The organism is Cytobacillus sp. EB106-05-05-XG126 (genome assembly GCF_058791715.1).
This window is the reverse complement of the sequence record NZ_JBYTDU010000026.1, coordinates 14,517-29,857: the sequence shown is the minus strand read 5'-3', so window position 1 is coordinate 29,857 and position 15,341 is coordinate 14,517. Positions and strand designations below refer to the sequence as shown.

The window sequence follows — 15,341 nt, the reverse complement described above, 5'->3', positions numbered from 1 at the left end:
ATCTTAGCGACACTAGAACGCGACTAACAATCAGTGGGGGATAAGGAAAACCCCCACTGATTGAAGTTTCACTTTATGTGTAAAAAATATGTCAAAATTGGACACGCTTACAATATGGGATGATTCTTGATTAACTTTGGTGCTTTCGTTAAAGTGGAATAGAGATGACAGCAAATAATAACAGCTGTTGAAAATTGAGAAAAATTGGAGGACATTCATGACACACGTTCGTTTTGATTACTCAAAAGCACTTCCTTTTTTTGGCGAACATGAAATTACATATTTGCAGGATGCAGTGAAGGTTGCTCACCACTCCCTTCATGAACAAACTGGAGCTGGCAGCGACTATTTAGGCTGGATCGATCTGCCTTCAAACTACGATAAAGAAGAGTTCTCCCGCATTCAAAAAGCGGCTGAGAAAATTAAGAATGATTCCGATGTTCTTATTGTCATTGGAATTGGAGGATCCTATCTTGGAGCGCGTGCGGCTATAGAAATGCTTCAGCACAGCTTTTATAATGCACTTCCAAAAGAAAAGCGCGGTACTCCGCAGGTACTGTTTGCCGGCAACAATATCAGTTCATCTTACATGAAGGATTTAATGGATCTGCTTGAAGGAAAAGATTGGTCCATTAATGTGATCTCCAAATCAGGCACAACAACTGAGCCGGCATTGGCTTTCCGTATTTTCCGCAAAATGCTCGAGGAAAAATATGGTGTGGAAGAAGCGCGTAAACGAATTTATGCTACGACCGACAAAGCGAGAGGTGCTTTAAAAACTCTTGCGACAGAAGAAGGCTACGAGTCATTTATTATTCCTGATGATGTAGGCGGCCGCTATTCTGTTCTTACAGCAGTAGGTCTTTTGCCGATAGCTGTCAGCGGTGCAAACATTGAAGATATGATGAGCGGTGCTGCACAGGCGCGCGAAGACTTCAGTAAATCAGAGCTTCAGGAGAACGCAGCCTATCAGTATGCTGCTGTCCGCAATGTTCTTTATAACAAAGGCAAAACGATTGAAATGCTGATCAACTATGAACCAGGTCTTCAATATTTTGCAGAGTGGTGGAAGCAGCTGTTCGGTGAAAGTGAAGGAAAAGACCAGAAAGGAATTTTTCCTTCATCAGCAAACTTCTCCACTGATCTTCATTCATTAGGCCAGTATGTGCAGGAAGGCCGCCGCGACCTTTTTGAAACGGTTATCAAGGTGGAAGAATCACGCCATGAACTTACCATTGAAGAGGCCAAAAATGATCTGGATGGTTTGAACTATCTTGCGGGTGAGACTGTTGATTTTGTGAATAACAAAGCTTTTGAAGGAACCATGCTTGCACACACAGATGGCGGTGTGCCAAACCTGATCGTTTCCATTCCAAAAATGGATGCCTATACATTTGGCTATCTGGTCTACTTCTTTGAAAAAGCCTGTGCAATGAGCGGCTATCTTCTGGGAGTGAATCCATTTGACCAGCCTGGTGTTGAAGCATATAAAGTGAACATGTTTGCCCTTTTAGGAAAACCAGGATTTGAAGAGAAAAAAGCTGAACTTGAAAAGAGATTGAAGTAAAGGTGAGAAGCGTCTGCCTGCGGGCAGGCGTTTTTTATTGCAGAAAACAAAGTTCCATCTAATTCCTGACATCGCATTCATGATATCCCCCGCTTTGGAGAAACTAAGCAAAAAGCGAAAAAGGGGATGGATTCAGTGATTGAGATACCTTCAAAAGTGGAAGGAAAGCATTTTGATTTATATAAGCTGGAGCAGGCTTTGAAGCCGATTGGCTATTCAATTGGCGGGAACTGGGATTATGATCACGGTTCTTTTGACTATAAAATTGATGATGAGGTGGGGTACCAGTTTTTAAGGGTCCCATTTAAGGCAATTGATGGGCAGCTTGATGATCCAAGCTGTACGGTGGAGATAGGCAGGCCGTTTCTGCTTTCCCATAAGTACCAGCGCGGTCTTGATGACCACGCTTATACAGGAAATTTCAGCGCTTCCTTTGATCAATTCTCGGAGCCGGTGGATAAGGACGCCAGTTTTCCGAAGGAATTCATTGATCTCGGCAAAGCGCTTGTCGAAGAGCTTGAGTCCATATTAATAAGAGATTAACCGAGTATAACAATCAGCTGATCCTGCTGAAGAACTTTAAATGGCTGGGGAGGATTAACTAGAGTTTCCTCCCCTCTTTTAACACCTAAAAGGAGGATGCCTTCATTCATGAGCTCTGCACTAAGTTCAGCAAAGGTTTTATTTTCTATTTCTTCCGATGCAGGCTGAAACGTTAATTTTCGTTTATCAAGCTGTCCCAGCAAATCAAGAAAAGAAGTAACGAGCTCCTGGGAAGATATGCTGTTGATCATAACGAAGCTTGTGAGCACATTCGTCTGGACAATTTCATCAGCCCCCGCTCTTTTGGCATTTGCTGCCTGTTCAGAAGTTAATATTTCCACGATGCATTGAACATCCCGATTCAACCCTTTGATTGCCAATAAGGTTAAGATTGAATTCATATCAGCATGCAATTCATCCTTATTCTGATCTGCTGTAATGATGACTTTTTGCGCGTCAAATATATTTGCCTTCATGAGGACATCATCTCTGTTGGCGCGTCCCTGAATAAAATGTACATTATTATGGGGGACAGGATTTGATTTTAATGTTTCATCGATTAAAGCAATAGAATGGTTCATCCCATCGCCCCCGAGTGTATTAACGATCTCCCGTGCCCGTTCATTCCACCCGATCACAACAATATGATTTTTGCCCCGATATTCAACTTTTCCTTCCAGAAAGTCATTCTGCCGGGTCACTGCGGCTGTTGCGAGTGAAATAAAATATGTAGACAGAAAGCCCGCTCCTGTTAAAATAAGCGCAATTCCTATAATGCGCCCGGCTGTGCTTGTCGGATATAAATCTCCAAATCCCACGGTGGAAGCTGTAACCACAGCCCACCAGATTCCATCAAAAAAGGTCGGAAAGGAGGAGGGTTCTATAATATGTATTAATCCGCCAAAAAGAAAGATCACCAACAGGGCAATCAACAGAATCCTGATTACTAAAGGCAGACGGATGAAACTGTAGTAAATGTGCTGAGGCATAAAACATCACTCCTAATATAAACCATGGTGTTAAAAAAAACGGGAAATTAAAATATAAAAAAAGCCATGCCAGGTATATACTTAGTTAAGTATATCGTCTATTGCACGGCTCAGCAGTTGAATATCCTTTGATATTTCATTTTTTACGTTGTCAATCTCGCACCTTTCATATTCATCCATGAGAAGGGAGAGTTCTCTCTTTAGTATGACAGCCTCGTGTTCAACATCCATGATGACTCCCTCCTTTAGGGGTATAAAGGACTAACAGGCAGTTAGTTAATTTATTTGTAATGTTACAATTATGTTACCCGGATTCTTTACAATTTAAACGGTAAAAACGTCAATTATTAAACAAGAAATTTAGAACGGATATAGTTTACCCTCTTATTTTGCATGTAAACACATTGGCTTTAATGAATAGCAGGCAAGTAAAAAACAAAAAATCCTCGTGGTATACCCGAGGATTCTTAGAGACAGTTCTATTTTCGGATCAAGTTGTAAACCGAGGCCCCTATCAGATCTCCGGCTTCTTTCATCCGCTCGGCACTAATGTGCTCGATGGAATCCAGCGGTGTATGATAATACGGCTCAAGATTGGCTGTGACAGGCTCTCGTCTGATAAAGTTAACAGCCGGGATGCCTGCATCATGAAAAGAAACATGGTCGGATGCACCGCGCTGATAAAGTACTAATTCAGATGGTGTGCCAATGCGCTCTGCAGTAGCAAGAGCAGTTTCTGTTGCAATATTTGCCTTGCCATCAAGGGTATTCATGTAAATCGCAGTTGCATTTTCCCATGCTGTACCTACCATATCCATATTGAAGTTTGCGATGCTCCGCTCTACCTCATTGCCGCTCAGCTGGCTGACATAATGCTTAGAACCAAGAAGCCCAATTTCTTCTGCGCCTACAAATGCGAAACGCAATTCTTTGTCAGCAGGATAACTTTTCAGAACTCTCGCCAGCTCTAGGGCAACAGCAGTACCTGATGCGTTATCGCTTGCCCCTGGAGCAAATGGGACACTATCAAAATGCGCAGAAATGTGGACAATATCAGTTTCCCCGCCTTTATTAGGCTTAGGGTTCTTGATGGCAATAATGTTTTGCGATTTTATGTTTTGAAATCTCTTTACAGTCAGCGTTACCGTTTTGTTTTGTGCCGCAATATCTTGAAGGAGTGCTTCTCCGCTTGCTTTCGTTATGCTTCCCACAGGAATAGTATAGGGACCTCCGATTGAGGGATTCATAGGGGCTGGCTGATCCACATTATTGTAAATGAGGACTCCTGCAGCACCGGCATTTACTGCATTTAAAACTTTTTCAGAGAAAGGGATATCTCCGCGTGAAATGAGTGCTATTTTTCCTGATGCTTCCTCTGAGAAATCAGCTGCCCTGCCTAATCCGGCATCATATAATTCAGATGTAATTCCTTCTTCAGCCGTCGATCCTGACCCGGAAGGAATGGTTACAAGAACCTCCTTCAGATCACTGGTGTGCAAACCTCCAGCCATTTTATCAGGAATGCTGAACTCTTGTGTTTCGACTGTGTAGCCATATGACTCAAGGCGTTTGCGAATGAAATTTGCTGCTTCCTTTTCCGCTTCCGTTCCTGCAACCCGCGGCCCGATGGTTTCTGATAAATACCTGACATCCTCCATCATGCGAGCTGCATCTACCCTTGCGATTACCTTCTGATCAAACGACTTTGAGCCTGGATTTTCTGCCTGGCTTTGTTCTGCCTCAGCACTCTGCACAAATTGAACAGGCACCCCATACAAGCTTGAAGCTGTCAGAACCGCTGCAAGCATGACAGAAGATGCTTTCTTTCCAACTTTCATCTTTTATTCCCCCTCGACTAGTAGTCCAGCTATATGTATTCGCTTACATAGCTCTGCTTCCTTTTATCAAAGGGTAAAACGAATCGATTATCCCAGCAGATTTATTAATTATGGGAGAAAAGGAAGATATTAACTTTTTGAATTTGGGGAAATGGCAGCTGTAAAGTACTATATCTAAGATTCATACTTTTTTAGTCATGACTTTTGGAGGGACCCGGTGGCTTGTTATCACTTTTTTTTGGAAAATACAGGTCTTTCGACTATCGATACTTAAGTGATTTTAATCTATTCTGAAAATTATAAAGTTTTATATAAGGGAGGATTTCTTATGAAAAATGCTGCTTTAAAAGTGTTCATTACGTCAGCTATCGCTTTCCCGCTGATTGCAGGCGGGGCTTTGCCTTCAATTGGTAAAGACAGCCACAGCAGCATTGCCACAGCTGAAACACAGATTAAAGTCGAAAATGGCATGACTCAGCCCGTTTTTTCCCTGGACGATGCCATTGTCGAAAGGGTTTTTGTTGAAACAGCAACAGACAGTGATCGGGATGGAAAGCTGGATCGGGTACGTGCAGATATTATTAGGCCAAAAGAAACAGAGGAAGGGTTAAAGGTTCCAGTTATTTATGAAATGAGCCCTTACCGTTCCGGAATTAAAGGTGTCCCGGTTTATGATGTGGATACAGAACTTAACACTGTGCCTGGAAAAGGGAAAGAAAAGGGGGAAAAGGGAAAACCGCAGGCAAATCTCCCGGGGTATTATGATGATTATTTTGTGCCCAGAGGCTATGCGGTTGTTCTTGCGGAAAGTGTAGGGACAGGCCTTTCTGACGGCTGCCCTACAACCGGGGATGAACATGAAATCCTTGGAACACGGGCTGTAATTGATTGGCTGAATGGAAGAACAAAAGCTTTCAATGCAGAGGGACAGGAAATAAAAGCTGATTGGTCAACAGGAAACGTTGGGATGACAGGAGTTTCCTATAACGGAACACTGCCAAATGCTGTGGCTGCCACTGGAGTGGAAGGCCTTAAAACAATTGTGCCCATTGCTGCAATCAGCAGCTGGTATGACTATTATCGTTCAAACGGTGCTGTGATTGCGCCAGGCGGGTATCAGGGTGAAGATGCGGATAATATGGCGGAAGCGATTTTAACCAGGAAAAGCCCTGAAAAATGCAGCAATGTCATAAAAGAATTAACGGAAGGCCAGGACAGGGTAACAGGTGATTATAATGAATTCTGGAGTAAAAGAGATTATACAAAGGATGCAGATCAAGTAAAAGCAAGTGTCTTTATTGTCCATGGATTAAATGACTGGAATGTTAAAACAAAGCATTTTTCAGATTGGTGGCAGGCACTTGGCGAGAATGATGTTCCAAGGAAAATGTGGCTTCATCAGGGCGGCCATTCCAGCCCCTACAGCTTTAGACGTGATGTATGGCTTCCGACTTTAAATAAATGGTTTGATTACTGGCTGTATGACATTAAAAATGATGTCATGGATGTACCGATGGTTGACATTCAAAGAGAGGATAAGACATGGCATACAGAGGGAAGCTGGCCGGCTAAAGGAATCTCAGGCGCAAAATTGCATTTTAAACCGGCTTCCGATGGAGGCGGCAGCTTAGAATCGCAGCCTGTACCAAATAAGAACAAGAAAAACCAGCATTTTGTGGACGATGCAGCAATTAAGGCTGAAGAGCTGGCTTTGAATCCGGATTCTGCTTTGGCTAATAGGCTTGTCTATTTGACTCCGCCTTTAGAAAACGATATTCGCATGAGCGGAACGCCAGAGGTTCAAATTCGTGCAAGCATAGACCGTAAAACAGCCAACCTAACAGCCCTCCTTGTTAAATATGGGGAAGGAAAGCCGGAAATTGTTACAAGAGGGTGGATGGATCCTCAAAACCTTCACAGCGAAGATAGATCCACCGGGCTTGCACCGAACCGTGAATATACATTTACATGGGATATGCAGCCGGATGATTATGTGTTTAAAAAAGGTGATCGTCTGGGAGTAGTTGTTTTATCAAGCGATTATAACTATACAATCAGGCCAAAGGCAGGCGCGAAAATAACCATCGATCCGGAAAGAAGCCATATAATGCTTCCTGTGCAGGGTGGAGTTAAAGCATTTAAGTAGAAAATAGAGGGATCATTTCTTGGTCCCTCTTTTCTATTTTAATAGACTGTTTTAGGAAAATAGTAGCATTGCCACAATTGAACTAAATGAATTAAAATGAGTTTTATCTTATAAATATACAAAGAATGCATCTGGAGGTACATAATGAATAAAAAGAAAGTTTTTTCAGGAGTTCTGGCAGCAAGTATTTTGGCATCTGTTCCATTAAGTTCCGCTCATGCAGTTAGTCCGAAGTGGGTCAATGTTAATGTGTCAGAGGAAAAGGACGGAAGTTTATTCAATAGCGAAAACTACGACTTTATGAAATTCTCAGTAATTGGGACAAAACTTGCAGAAATTGAAAAACAGTCTAATAGAGTGAAGGTGGAGGTAAAAGGAACTTCCGCTGATGGAAATCCACTCTATGTTGTCACCATTGCAGATCCTGGTGCACACGGCAAGTTCGGCAAATTTCAGGCTTTAAGAAAGCAAATGTTCAAAAATCCTGAAAAAGCCCAGGATTGGATTGCAAAAAATCAGGACTTTAAAGTTCCAATCATGATCAATGGATCGATCCATGGCACAGAGTTTGTGGGAAGCGATGCAGTCATGCAGCTGATTGAACGTTTTGCCACACAGAATGACGAGGAAACAAAGGAGATCCTGAACAATAATATCCTAATTTTTAACGTGGTGCAGAACCCGGATGGCCGTGTGGATGCGACCCGTTTTAATGGTGAAGGAATTGATTTGAACCGTGATTTTATCACGCAGTCACAGCCTGAAACTCAAGAAACCGTGTCTCTTATTAAAGAGTGGAATCCGATGGTGTTCCTGGATACCCATGGGTATGTGAAAAATTATGCACCAAACAAACAGGGTTTGATTGAACCTTGTACACCTCCGCATAATCCTAACTATGAATATGATTTATATCAAAAATGGGCTAACCATCAGGCAGAAGCAATGGAAGCTGAAATTATGGGGGACAAGGCTCTTTACACAGGCGCTCTTTATCAGGAAATGGAAGGCACCTATATTCCTCAGCGGGATGATTCAGCAGGCTGGGATGATTACCCGCCGATTTTCACACCGATGTACGCCATGTACCATGGTGCTTACGGCCATACGCTTGAAGCTCCGACAAATGATGAAGATGGCGTACGCTGGATGTACAATGCCATTATGGGAGCATTAAAATATGCAACAGAAAATAAGGACGAAATGATTACCGATCAAATTGAAATGTTCAAGCGCGGTATTAACTTTGATCACCCATTCCATGAAGAGGGATATTTCCCAAAAGCGTATATCCTGCCTGTGAATGAGAATGATCCAACAGTAACAAATAAGGCTGTGAATCATTTAATTAAGAATGATATCGAGGTTGAACAGGCTTCACAAGCCTTTACATCTGATGGAAGGACCTATCCGAAAGGCACTTATATTGTACCGATGGATCAGGCAAAGGCTGGACTGGCAAACACCATGCTTTGGGATGGAGAGGACATAACTGATGATACACCTGCCATGTATGATATTTCTGCCTGGAGTCTTCCGGAGCTATGGGGCTTTGAAGCGATCGCAGTACAAAGTGATGTAAAGGCAGCGGCTTCGAAAGTAAATAATGTAATAGAACAGGGCTCAATCAGCGGAAAAGGGCCTTATATAATTCCAAACAGCTCAGTGAAAGCAGTTCAGCTCGTGAACACGCTTCTTAAGCAAGGGGTAATGGTTAAACGAGACAGTGAAGGTAACTTCTACGCTGAGGAAACAGCAAATGCCATTTCAGCAGCTGTTAAGGATTCTGGCCTTAAGATTACTTCCGGGAAGGTTCCTGCTGAAGCTAAGGCAATTAGCGAAATAAGCGTAGCCATCTTAAAAGATGGGGGCATGAACAAGGCACAATCTCATTCAGGAACAAAACTGGCACTTGAAAGATTAGGCTTTAGTGTCACGGAATTAACTCCATCAGAAGTAGCGAATAACGGTCTTGCCTCACAAGATGTATTTGTTTACAGCGGAACGGAAAATTTAATTTCTTTAAATTTAAGCAATGCCAATAAAGAATTTGGCCTTAAAAATCAGGAAGAGCTGGCTGCATTTAAAGCATATGTAGAAAGGTTCGTTTCTGAAGGCGGAAAATATATTGCTGTAGGCGCCGGTGCTTCCCGTGCCACAAAGACTCTTGGCCTGACTGACGATGTTATTAATACTGGGGGATCCAACAGCAATGGAATCATTAAGGTAGATTATAAAGGCATTGGCGCATCAGCAGGCTACACTGGGGATGACCTTGGATTTGTTTACCGTCCAGTCTGGTATACCGGCACAGAAAATGATGAAGTGCTGGCAGCCATTGCTGATGAAGAAAATTTCTTTGTTGCCGGACACTGGAAAAATCACAGTGCAGCACAGGGCCAGGCTATCATGGTAAAAGAGCAGGATAAGGATGTTACACTAATCGGCCTTGAAGCGGGCTTCCGGGATCACACGGATTATCTCTTCCGATTGCTTTCAAACTCTATTTTTGAGGAGTAATTCGTTTTTCCGCGGCCGAATCATTTGACTAATATATGCATAAAACATATAATTAAGCTAACAAAATAGTTCGGATTCTTCCTAAAGGGGAGTAGCTTTCAAGTAGAGTCGTCAATACGGGATTTTAAATCTCCGGCTTTACTGGCAACAGATGTTGTTTGCGAGACCTTTACCATTTATTTGGTAAGGTCTCATTTGTTTTTAAGGCGCTGAGACCAATAAATGGCTCAGTGCCTTTTATTTTTTTAGGAGAGTCTGGACAGGGAGGTTTAATAATGAAACTGTATCATCAGCTTGCAGACAGTGTGAAATTTTCCAGAAGCCTTAATTGGACCAGACTTCTTGAAAAGGACGACAGACTGGAATTTATAGGGGCAGGGAGAAGTGCCTTTGCTTTTAGGATTAAAGAAACCAATCTTGTATTAAAAGTCTTTTTTCCGGAATTTAAAAGAATTGCCAGGGAGGAAGCGGAGATTTACAGGGCATTGCCTGACCATCCATACTACCCTTCTTTATATGGCTCTGGAGATAACTATATTGTCATTGATTATGTACAGGGGCTGACTCTGTTTGATTGTCTTGCGCAGGGGGTACCGATAAACGAGAAGACAATAGGACAAATTGATGAAGCCTTAAAACTGGCGAGGGAAAGCGGGCTAAATCCCTCGGATATTCACCTGCGCAATATTATTCTTACAGAGGATGGGCGTATTAAAATCATTGATGTGGCCCGATTTAAGCAAACAAAGAATTGTACACAGTGGGATGACTTGAAGCATGCATTCTATAAATTTTACAGAAGAAGATATTTTCCAAAGAAGATCCCTGTATTAATTATGAATACAATTGCGGCTCTTTATAAAAAGCGAATTGTTCGTTTGGGTTCATAAACAGTTCATTTGATAACGCATTTTTCTTTTGAAATAATAAAGTCCATAAAACAGAAAGGGGCATGTATCCATGAAGGTTCTTATCGTCGGAGCAAACGGGCAAATTGGGAAGCAGCTGGTCAAGCTGATAAATGAAGAGGATAAACATACAGCAAGAGCAATGGTCAGAAAGGAAGAGCAAGTCCGCCAGTTTGAAGAAATGGGCGTGGAAACGGCACTAGCAAGCCTTGAAGGAACAGTTGATGAACTGGCTGAAGCAGCCAAAGGCTGTGATGCAATCGTATTTACTGCAGGTTCGGGTGGAAATACCGGCTATGACAAAACTCTGCTTATTGACCTGGACGGGGCGGCAAAAACAATTGACGCTGCGGAGAAGGCTGGAGTGGACCGGTTTATTATGGTGAGTGCTATCCAGGCAAATAATCGTGATAAGTGGAGTGAAACAATCAAGCCATATTACGCGGCGAAGCATTATGCCGACAGAATTCTGGAAAACAGCAGCTTGAACTACACAATCGTACGTCCGGGCGGCCTGACAAATGAACCTGGAACAGGCAAAATTAAAGCAGCGGAAAACCTGGAGCGGGGCTTCATTCCCCGTGAGGATGTAGCGAAAACCCTTTATGCTGTGCTGGATAAGGAAAATACCTATAAGCGGGCATTCGACCTGGTATCAGGCGATGAAGATCCAGAAATGGCAGTCCAAAAAATATAACTCTTTCCCGGTGTGTATGCACCGGGATTCTTATTGGATTCGGCTCTTCAATATACATTATTCATTGGCGAGATTATGAAGTATGGAAACGAAGGACTCAAACTGATGATTGCAAGAGGCTGGATGGAGAATCCGCCGGAATCTGAAGATAGGAAGTCATTCTACAAGTTAGATAGATAAATAATTTGTTGAAACGCGGCATTGGCAAATTCCAATGTCCTATTCGTTTTAATCTATGCTCAAAAGGGAATAGGGAGCTGTAAAAGGAATTACATAGTTTCATATTTTCCTCATATAAATGTTGTTTAAGTGTCACAGCTTTTAGGCTGGAACTGTGGGATAATGTGATGTAGTGAGCATTCAAGAGGAGTGAGTGAATGTATAAAAAACAGGAACGTATTTTGATGTGGCTTGCTTTTACAGTGGCTATCATTATGGGACTTTCTTTTATTGGACGTATTTTTGCAGGATAGGAAAAGGAGAATGTTAAATGGGGAATGAAGAATCAGTTTTTTTTAGCCGTGTTTTAACAGAGCTGACATTATCCTTTCATATCATATACGCAACCATTGGTGTCGGCATCCCGCTCATGATTATGATAGCGCAGTGGGTGGGAATCAAAAAGCAGGATGAACATTATATTCTGCTCGCCAGAAGATGGACACGCGGTTTTGTCATTACTGTGGCTGTCGGAGTTGTTACCGGCACTGCCATCGGCCTGCAGCTTTCATTGCTGTGGCCTAACTTTATGGAACTTGCAGGCAATGTCATTGCGCTTCCTCTGTTTATGGAGACATTTGCTTTTTTCTTTGAAGCGATTTTTCTTGGAATCTATCTCTATACTTGGGATCGGTTTGAGAATCAGAAGAAGCATTTGCTTTTATTAATCCCAGTTGCAATTGGGGCATCATTCTCAGCAATTTTCATTACAATTGTAAATGCATTTATGAACGCGCCGCAGGGATTTGATATTGTGAATGGGCAGCTTGTAAATGTTAACCCGGTACTTGCGATGTTCACTCCTGCCATGCCGACAAAGGTGGCGCATGTCCTATCCACTGCCTATATGACATCTGCGTTTGTTCTGGCATCAATAGGTGCTTATCGGCTTTTGAAAGGTTCGAATCATATTTACCATAAGAAGGCATTAATGCTTACAATGAAAATCGGATTGATTTTCTCAATCGCTACAGCGGTAATTGGTGACTTCTCGGGAAAATATCTTGCAGAATACCAGCCTGAAAAACTGGCTGCTGCTGAATGGCATTTTGAAACAGAAGAAGGGGCGCCGTTAATGCTTTATGGTGTTCTTGATGAGGGTGAAGTAAAGTATGCAATTAAGATTCCATATGCACTCAGCATTCTTGCACACAGCAATCCGAATGCAGAGGTGATCGGACTCGATCAATTTCCTGAAGATGAAATTCCGCCGCTTTATATTCATTATTTATTTGACCTTATGGTGACCATCGGCATGTGGATGACGGCACTATCACTCATCTATGTTATGGGCACCTGGTTTAAAATGCGCTTTGTTTCGGCGAAATGGTTGCGCTGGCTGATTGTTCTGGGCGGGCCGTTATCAATCATTGCGATTGAAGCGGGATGGTGGTTTGCGGAAGTGGGCCGGCAGCCGTGGATTCTCCGGGGCATTATGCGTACTGAAGATGCTGCCACTTCAAGCGGCCAGGTAGACCTTATGCTTCTGCTGTTTGCAGGATTATATCTCGTGCTGGCAATCGGAAGCTTCATTGTCCTCACCAGAATGTTCCGCAAAAATCCGGTCGAGCAGGAATTGGCCGACCGTGAGCTGGAGAAAGAAGGTGAGCTTCGATGACGCTTGAGATCCTCGGAATTTCCGTCTTATGGCTGTTCCTATTCGGCTATGTCATCGTTGCATCTATTGATTTTGGAGCAGGATTTTTCAACGCATACAGTCTATTCCGCGGAAAACAGCATATTTTAACGCGAATTATACAGCGCTATCTATCACCGGTTTGGGAAGTTACAAATGTATTCCTGGTGTTCTTCTTCGTTGGCATTGTCGGATTCTTCCCAAAAACTGCCTACTATTATGGAACGATCCTGCTGGTGCCGGCAAGCATTGCCCTAGTGCTGCTTGCCATTCGCGGTTCTTATTATGCTTTTACCACCTACGGCGGACTTAGACAGAAAAGGTGGACCTATCTGTATGGTCTTTCAGGTCTTTTCATTCCTGCATCCCTGTCCATAGTACTGACCATTTCAGAAGGCGGATTTGTTAGTGAAAGTGCAGCCGGGCTGGAGCTTGACTATTGGACATTGTTCACCAGCCCGCTGACATGGAGCATTGTAGTGTTGAGTATAACAGCAGTACTCTATATATCAGCAGTGTTCCTTACCTGGTATGCCAATAAAGCAAACGATGAACCGGCTACAGAACTGCTGAGAAAATACGCGCTTATTTGGGCAGTGCCTGCTATCGTTACAGCGACAGGCATCATTGTTGAACTGAGTGATCACAACCCTGAGCATTTCAGCAGATTAATGGACCTGTGGTGGCTGTTCGGCATCTCATTCCTTCTGTTTGCAGGAACGGTCTATCTAATTTGGAAGAGAAGATACTACGGTCTGGCATTCGGGCTGCTGACAGGGCAATTCTTTGTGGCTTTCTTTGCCTATGGAATCTCACATTATCCGTATCTGCTCTATCCGTACCTGACCATATATGATGGTTTCACAAACGAAGCTATGGCCATCGCCCTGGTCATTGCCTTCCTAGCAGGATTGGGTTTGCTGCTGCCGTCCCTTTATCTGCTGCTAAGGCTGTTTCTTTTCAATAAAGACTATGTTCAGGGGAAGCGTGACGACCATGCATAGGAGGGGAGAAACATGGCGGAGTTTGTAATGTTTTATGCACCGTTTATTGTGATCATTGCTTCCATCGCAGCGGCTTTTTGGCTGGCGGGGAAGGATGAAATAGTAGAGGAATAACAAGTTAATTGATATAAAAAAAGCTGCAGGGCCATTTTTGGCCTTGCAGCTTTTCTTAGTTATGGAGAATAGGGGGCTCGAACCCCTGACCTCAACGCTGCCAGTTCTCTCGCTTGCCAATAAAAAATTAATTGTCCTATAACCCATAACATATCTAGAATTTACTATTCTAGACCACCGTTCATAAGATATTTATTTAAATCAATGTTAAGCGGTCTACTCTTATTTGTCAAGTATTTCCATGTAAAGTTCGTTTTTTATTCTATTCAATTCAAGGTTACCTTCTTCAGAACTAATATAGTCTTTTGCTTTGATTGAACCAAACTTTTGAATAGCTACTTCAATATTCGTCCCTCTGTGTATTAAACTTTTTATTATATAAAAGGGTTTTCTCCTGCCTTCTCTTAATACCTTATTTAATCTCTTTACTGCTTTCTTAATTGTTACAATAGAATAACATTCATTTACTTTGTTTTCGTATTCAGCTACTGTCATACCATGCTTGTCAGCTATATACTTTATTGCTTTCAGCCATTGTTCTCTGTCTATATGATGCTTCTTGTATGCTTTTTCAATCCATTCAAATGGGTTATTTGAGGACTTAGACTTGTTCAATGTACTATGTAAAGGTAGCATATTCTCATACCTTGTTCCGCCAATTCCTAGTTCTATTGCTGTTTTTCCCCAACTAAGTGGTACAAAATGGTCTAATTGAATTGAACTGTTTTTGTTACTTAATGCGCACCTCCCACCGAAAAACTCTCGTGTTAATGTCTTTTCTTCCTCAGAAATAGTATTAAGAAGTGTAGATAGCAAGTATTCTCTTCTTTTCTTTGATTTATTCAGGAGGGTAGCATAGCGGTTATTAAAGCACTCTTTGCATATTGCTCTTCTCCCGTACTTCCCACCTTTGAACTTATAAAAATTTTTTTGAAGGTCAAGCAATTTTCCTCTACGCCTACAATTTGGGTCTTTACATCTTTTATAGTGTCGTTTCTTTACCATTAAAAATTCTCCTTGTAATTTTCACGATAGTGATAAAATATTTGGTGAATCGATTGTTGGATTTTTCATTATACGTTTTAAGCAAGAAACAACATTTATATACATTCAATTTTAATAAAATTATTTAGTATACCCACAAATACTCAAATAAATAC

Annotated in this window: 14 protein-coding genes; 10 read left to right on the top strand and 4 right to left on the bottom strand. The window is 42.2% G+C overall.

Annotated elements, in window-relative coordinates; all coding sequences use genetic code 11:
• Positions 1-217 precede the first annotated feature (217 nt).
• Together AC3WTL_RS24655 and AC3WTL_RS24650 are read left to right on the top strand one after the other, a co-directional pair.
• Positions 218-1,567: a glucose-6-phosphate isomerase gene (locus AC3WTL_RS24655; protein WP_252219639.1), complete on the top strand. Its 1,350-nt coding sequence runs from the start codon at positions 218-220 to the stop codon at positions 1,565-1,567.
• Positions 1,568-1,702: 135 nt separating this feature from the next.
• Complete coding sequence (locus AC3WTL_RS24650) at positions 1,703-2,110, top strand: YugN-like family protein (RefSeq protein ID WP_061793366.1); 408 nt, start codon at positions 1,703-1,705, stop codon at positions 2,108-2,110.
• Here AC3WTL_RS24650 and AC3WTL_RS24645 read toward each other — a convergent pair.
• From AC3WTL_RS24645 to AC3WTL_RS24635, 3 genes are all read right to left on the bottom strand, one after another.
• Positions 2,107-3,099 (bottom strand): potassium channel family protein, encoded by a 993-nt coding sequence (locus AC3WTL_RS24645; protein WP_222499185.1) that lies wholly within the window; start codon positions 3,097-3,099, stop codon positions 2,107-2,109. The genes AC3WTL_RS24650 and AC3WTL_RS24645 overlap by 4 nt on opposite strands.
• An 81-nt stretch (positions 3,100-3,180) precedes the next feature.
• On the bottom strand, positions 3,181-3,330 hold the full coding sequence (locus AC3WTL_RS24640) for a hypothetical protein (RefSeq protein WP_197205270.1): 150 nt from the start codon (positions 3,328-3,330) through the stop codon (positions 3,181-3,183).
• A gap of 248 nt (positions 3,331-3,578) precedes the next feature.
• Entirely contained in the window at positions 3,579-4,937 is a 1,359-nt protein-coding gene (locus AC3WTL_RS24635; protein ID WP_222499187.1) for a M20/M25/M40 family metallo-hydrolase, read from the bottom strand.
• A 328-nt stretch (positions 4,938-5,265) separates the two neighbouring features.
• Here AC3WTL_RS24635 and AC3WTL_RS24630 point away from each other — a divergent pair, with 328 nt between their 5' ends.
• The 8 genes from AC3WTL_RS24630 (at position 5,266) to cydS (ending at position 14,181) form a co-directional block, all read left to right on the top strand.
• Positions 5,266-7,083 carry a Xaa-Pro dipeptidyl-peptidase gene (locus AC3WTL_RS24630; RefSeq protein WP_248349464.1) on the top strand — a complete coding sequence of 606 codons (1,818 nt, stop codon included), beginning with the start codon at positions 5,266-5,268 and terminating at the stop codon, positions 7,081-7,083.
• Between the two features lie 144 nt (positions 7,084-7,227).
• The gene (locus tag AC3WTL_RS24625; RefSeq protein ID WP_252219632.1) at positions 7,228-9,603 is read left to right on the top strand and encodes a M14 family zinc carboxypeptidase; all 2,376 of its coding nucleotides are present in this window, start codon (positions 7,228-7,230) and stop codon (positions 9,601-9,603) included.
• Between the two features lie 275 nt (positions 9,604-9,878).
• Positions 9,879-10,493, top strand: coding sequence for a protein kinase family protein (locus AC3WTL_RS24620; RefSeq protein WP_492370198.1), 615 nt, complete (start codon positions 9,879-9,881; stop codon positions 10,491-10,493).
• Between the two features lie 70 nt (positions 10,494-10,563).
• Positions 10,564-11,208, top strand: a complete 645-nt coding sequence (locus tag AC3WTL_RS24615; protein ID WP_248349462.1) for an SDR family oxidoreductase — start codon at positions 10,564-10,566, stop codon at positions 11,206-11,208.
• A 12-nt stretch (positions 11,209-11,220) separates the two neighbouring features.
• The gene (locus AC3WTL_RS24610) at positions 11,221-11,388 is read left to right on the top strand and encodes a DUF3231 family protein (protein WP_226620235.1); all 168 of its coding nucleotides are present in this window, start codon (positions 11,221-11,223) and stop codon (positions 11,386-11,388) included.
• A gap of 310 nt (positions 11,389-11,698) precedes the next feature.
• Positions 11,699-13,045: a cytochrome ubiquinol oxidase subunit I gene (locus tag AC3WTL_RS24605; protein WP_492370197.1), complete on the top strand. Its 1,347-nt coding sequence runs from the start codon at positions 11,699-11,701 to the stop codon at positions 13,043-13,045.
• Entirely contained in the window at positions 13,042-14,067 is a 1,026-nt protein-coding gene (locus AC3WTL_RS24600; protein WP_248349460.1) for a cytochrome d ubiquinol oxidase subunit II, read from the top strand. Before AC3WTL_RS24605 ends, AC3WTL_RS24600 begins: the two co-directional genes overlap by 4 nt.
• 12 nt (positions 14,068-14,079) lie before the next feature.
• Positions 14,080-14,181: a cytochrome bd oxidase small subunit CydS family protein gene (gene cydS, locus AC3WTL_RS24595; protein ID WP_396021341.1), complete on the top strand. Its 102-nt coding sequence runs from the start codon at positions 14,080-14,082 to the stop codon at positions 14,179-14,181.
• Between the two features lie 222 nt (positions 14,182-14,403).
• Here cydS and AC3WTL_RS24590 read toward each other — a convergent pair whose 3' ends face one another.
• Positions 14,404-15,186: a hypothetical protein gene (locus tag AC3WTL_RS24590; protein WP_492370196.1), complete on the bottom strand. Its 783-nt coding sequence runs from the start codon at positions 15,184-15,186 to the stop codon at positions 14,404-14,406.
• Positions 15,187-15,341: the final 155 nt, after the last annotated feature.

Excerpts from the sequence above, each read along its gene's own strand:
- AC3WTL_RS24655 (WP_252219639.1), top strand. The coding sequence starts at position 218 with ATGACACACGTTCGTTTTGATTACTCAAAAGCACTTCCTTTTTTTGGC.
- AC3WTL_RS24645 (WP_222499185.1), bottom strand. The coding sequence starts at position 3,099 with ATGCCTCAGCACATTTACTACAGTTTCATCCGTCTGCCTTTAGTAATC.
- AC3WTL_RS24640 (WP_197205270.1), bottom strand. The coding sequence starts at position 3,330 with ATGGATGTTGAACACGAGGCTGTCATACTAAAGAGAGAACTCTCCCTT.
- AC3WTL_RS24635 (WP_222499187.1), bottom strand. The coding sequence starts at position 4,937 with ATGAAAGTTGGAAAGAAAGCATCTTCTGTCATGCTTGCAGCGGTTCTG.
- AC3WTL_RS24630 (WP_248349464.1), top strand. The coding sequence starts at position 5,266 with ATGAAAAATGCTGCTTTAAAAGTGTTCATTACGTCAGCTATCGCTTTC.
- AC3WTL_RS24625 (WP_252219632.1), top strand. The coding sequence starts at position 7,228 with ATGAATAAAAAGAAAGTTTTTTCAGGAGTTCTGGCAGCAAGTATTTTG.
- AC3WTL_RS24620 (WP_492370198.1), top strand. The coding sequence starts at position 9,879 with ATGAAACTGTATCATCAGCTTGCAGACAGTGTGAAATTTTCCAGAAGC.
- AC3WTL_RS24615 (WP_248349462.1), top strand. The coding sequence starts at position 10,564 with ATGAAGGTTCTTATCGTCGGAGCAAACGGGCAAATTGGGAAGCAGCTG.
- AC3WTL_RS24605 (WP_492370197.1), top strand. The coding sequence starts at position 11,699 with ATGGGGAATGAAGAATCAGTTTTTTTTAGCCGTGTTTTAACAGAGCTG.
- AC3WTL_RS24600 (WP_248349460.1), top strand. The coding sequence starts at position 13,042 with ATGACGCTTGAGATCCTCGGAATTTCCGTCTTATGGCTGTTCCTATTC.
- cydS (WP_396021341.1), top strand. The coding sequence starts at position 14,080 with ATGGCGGAGTTTGTAATGTTTTATGCACCGTTTATTGTGATCATTGCT.
- AC3WTL_RS24590 (WP_492370196.1), bottom strand. The coding sequence starts at position 15,186 with ATGGTAAAGAAACGACACTATAAAAGATGTAAAGACCCAAATTGTAGG.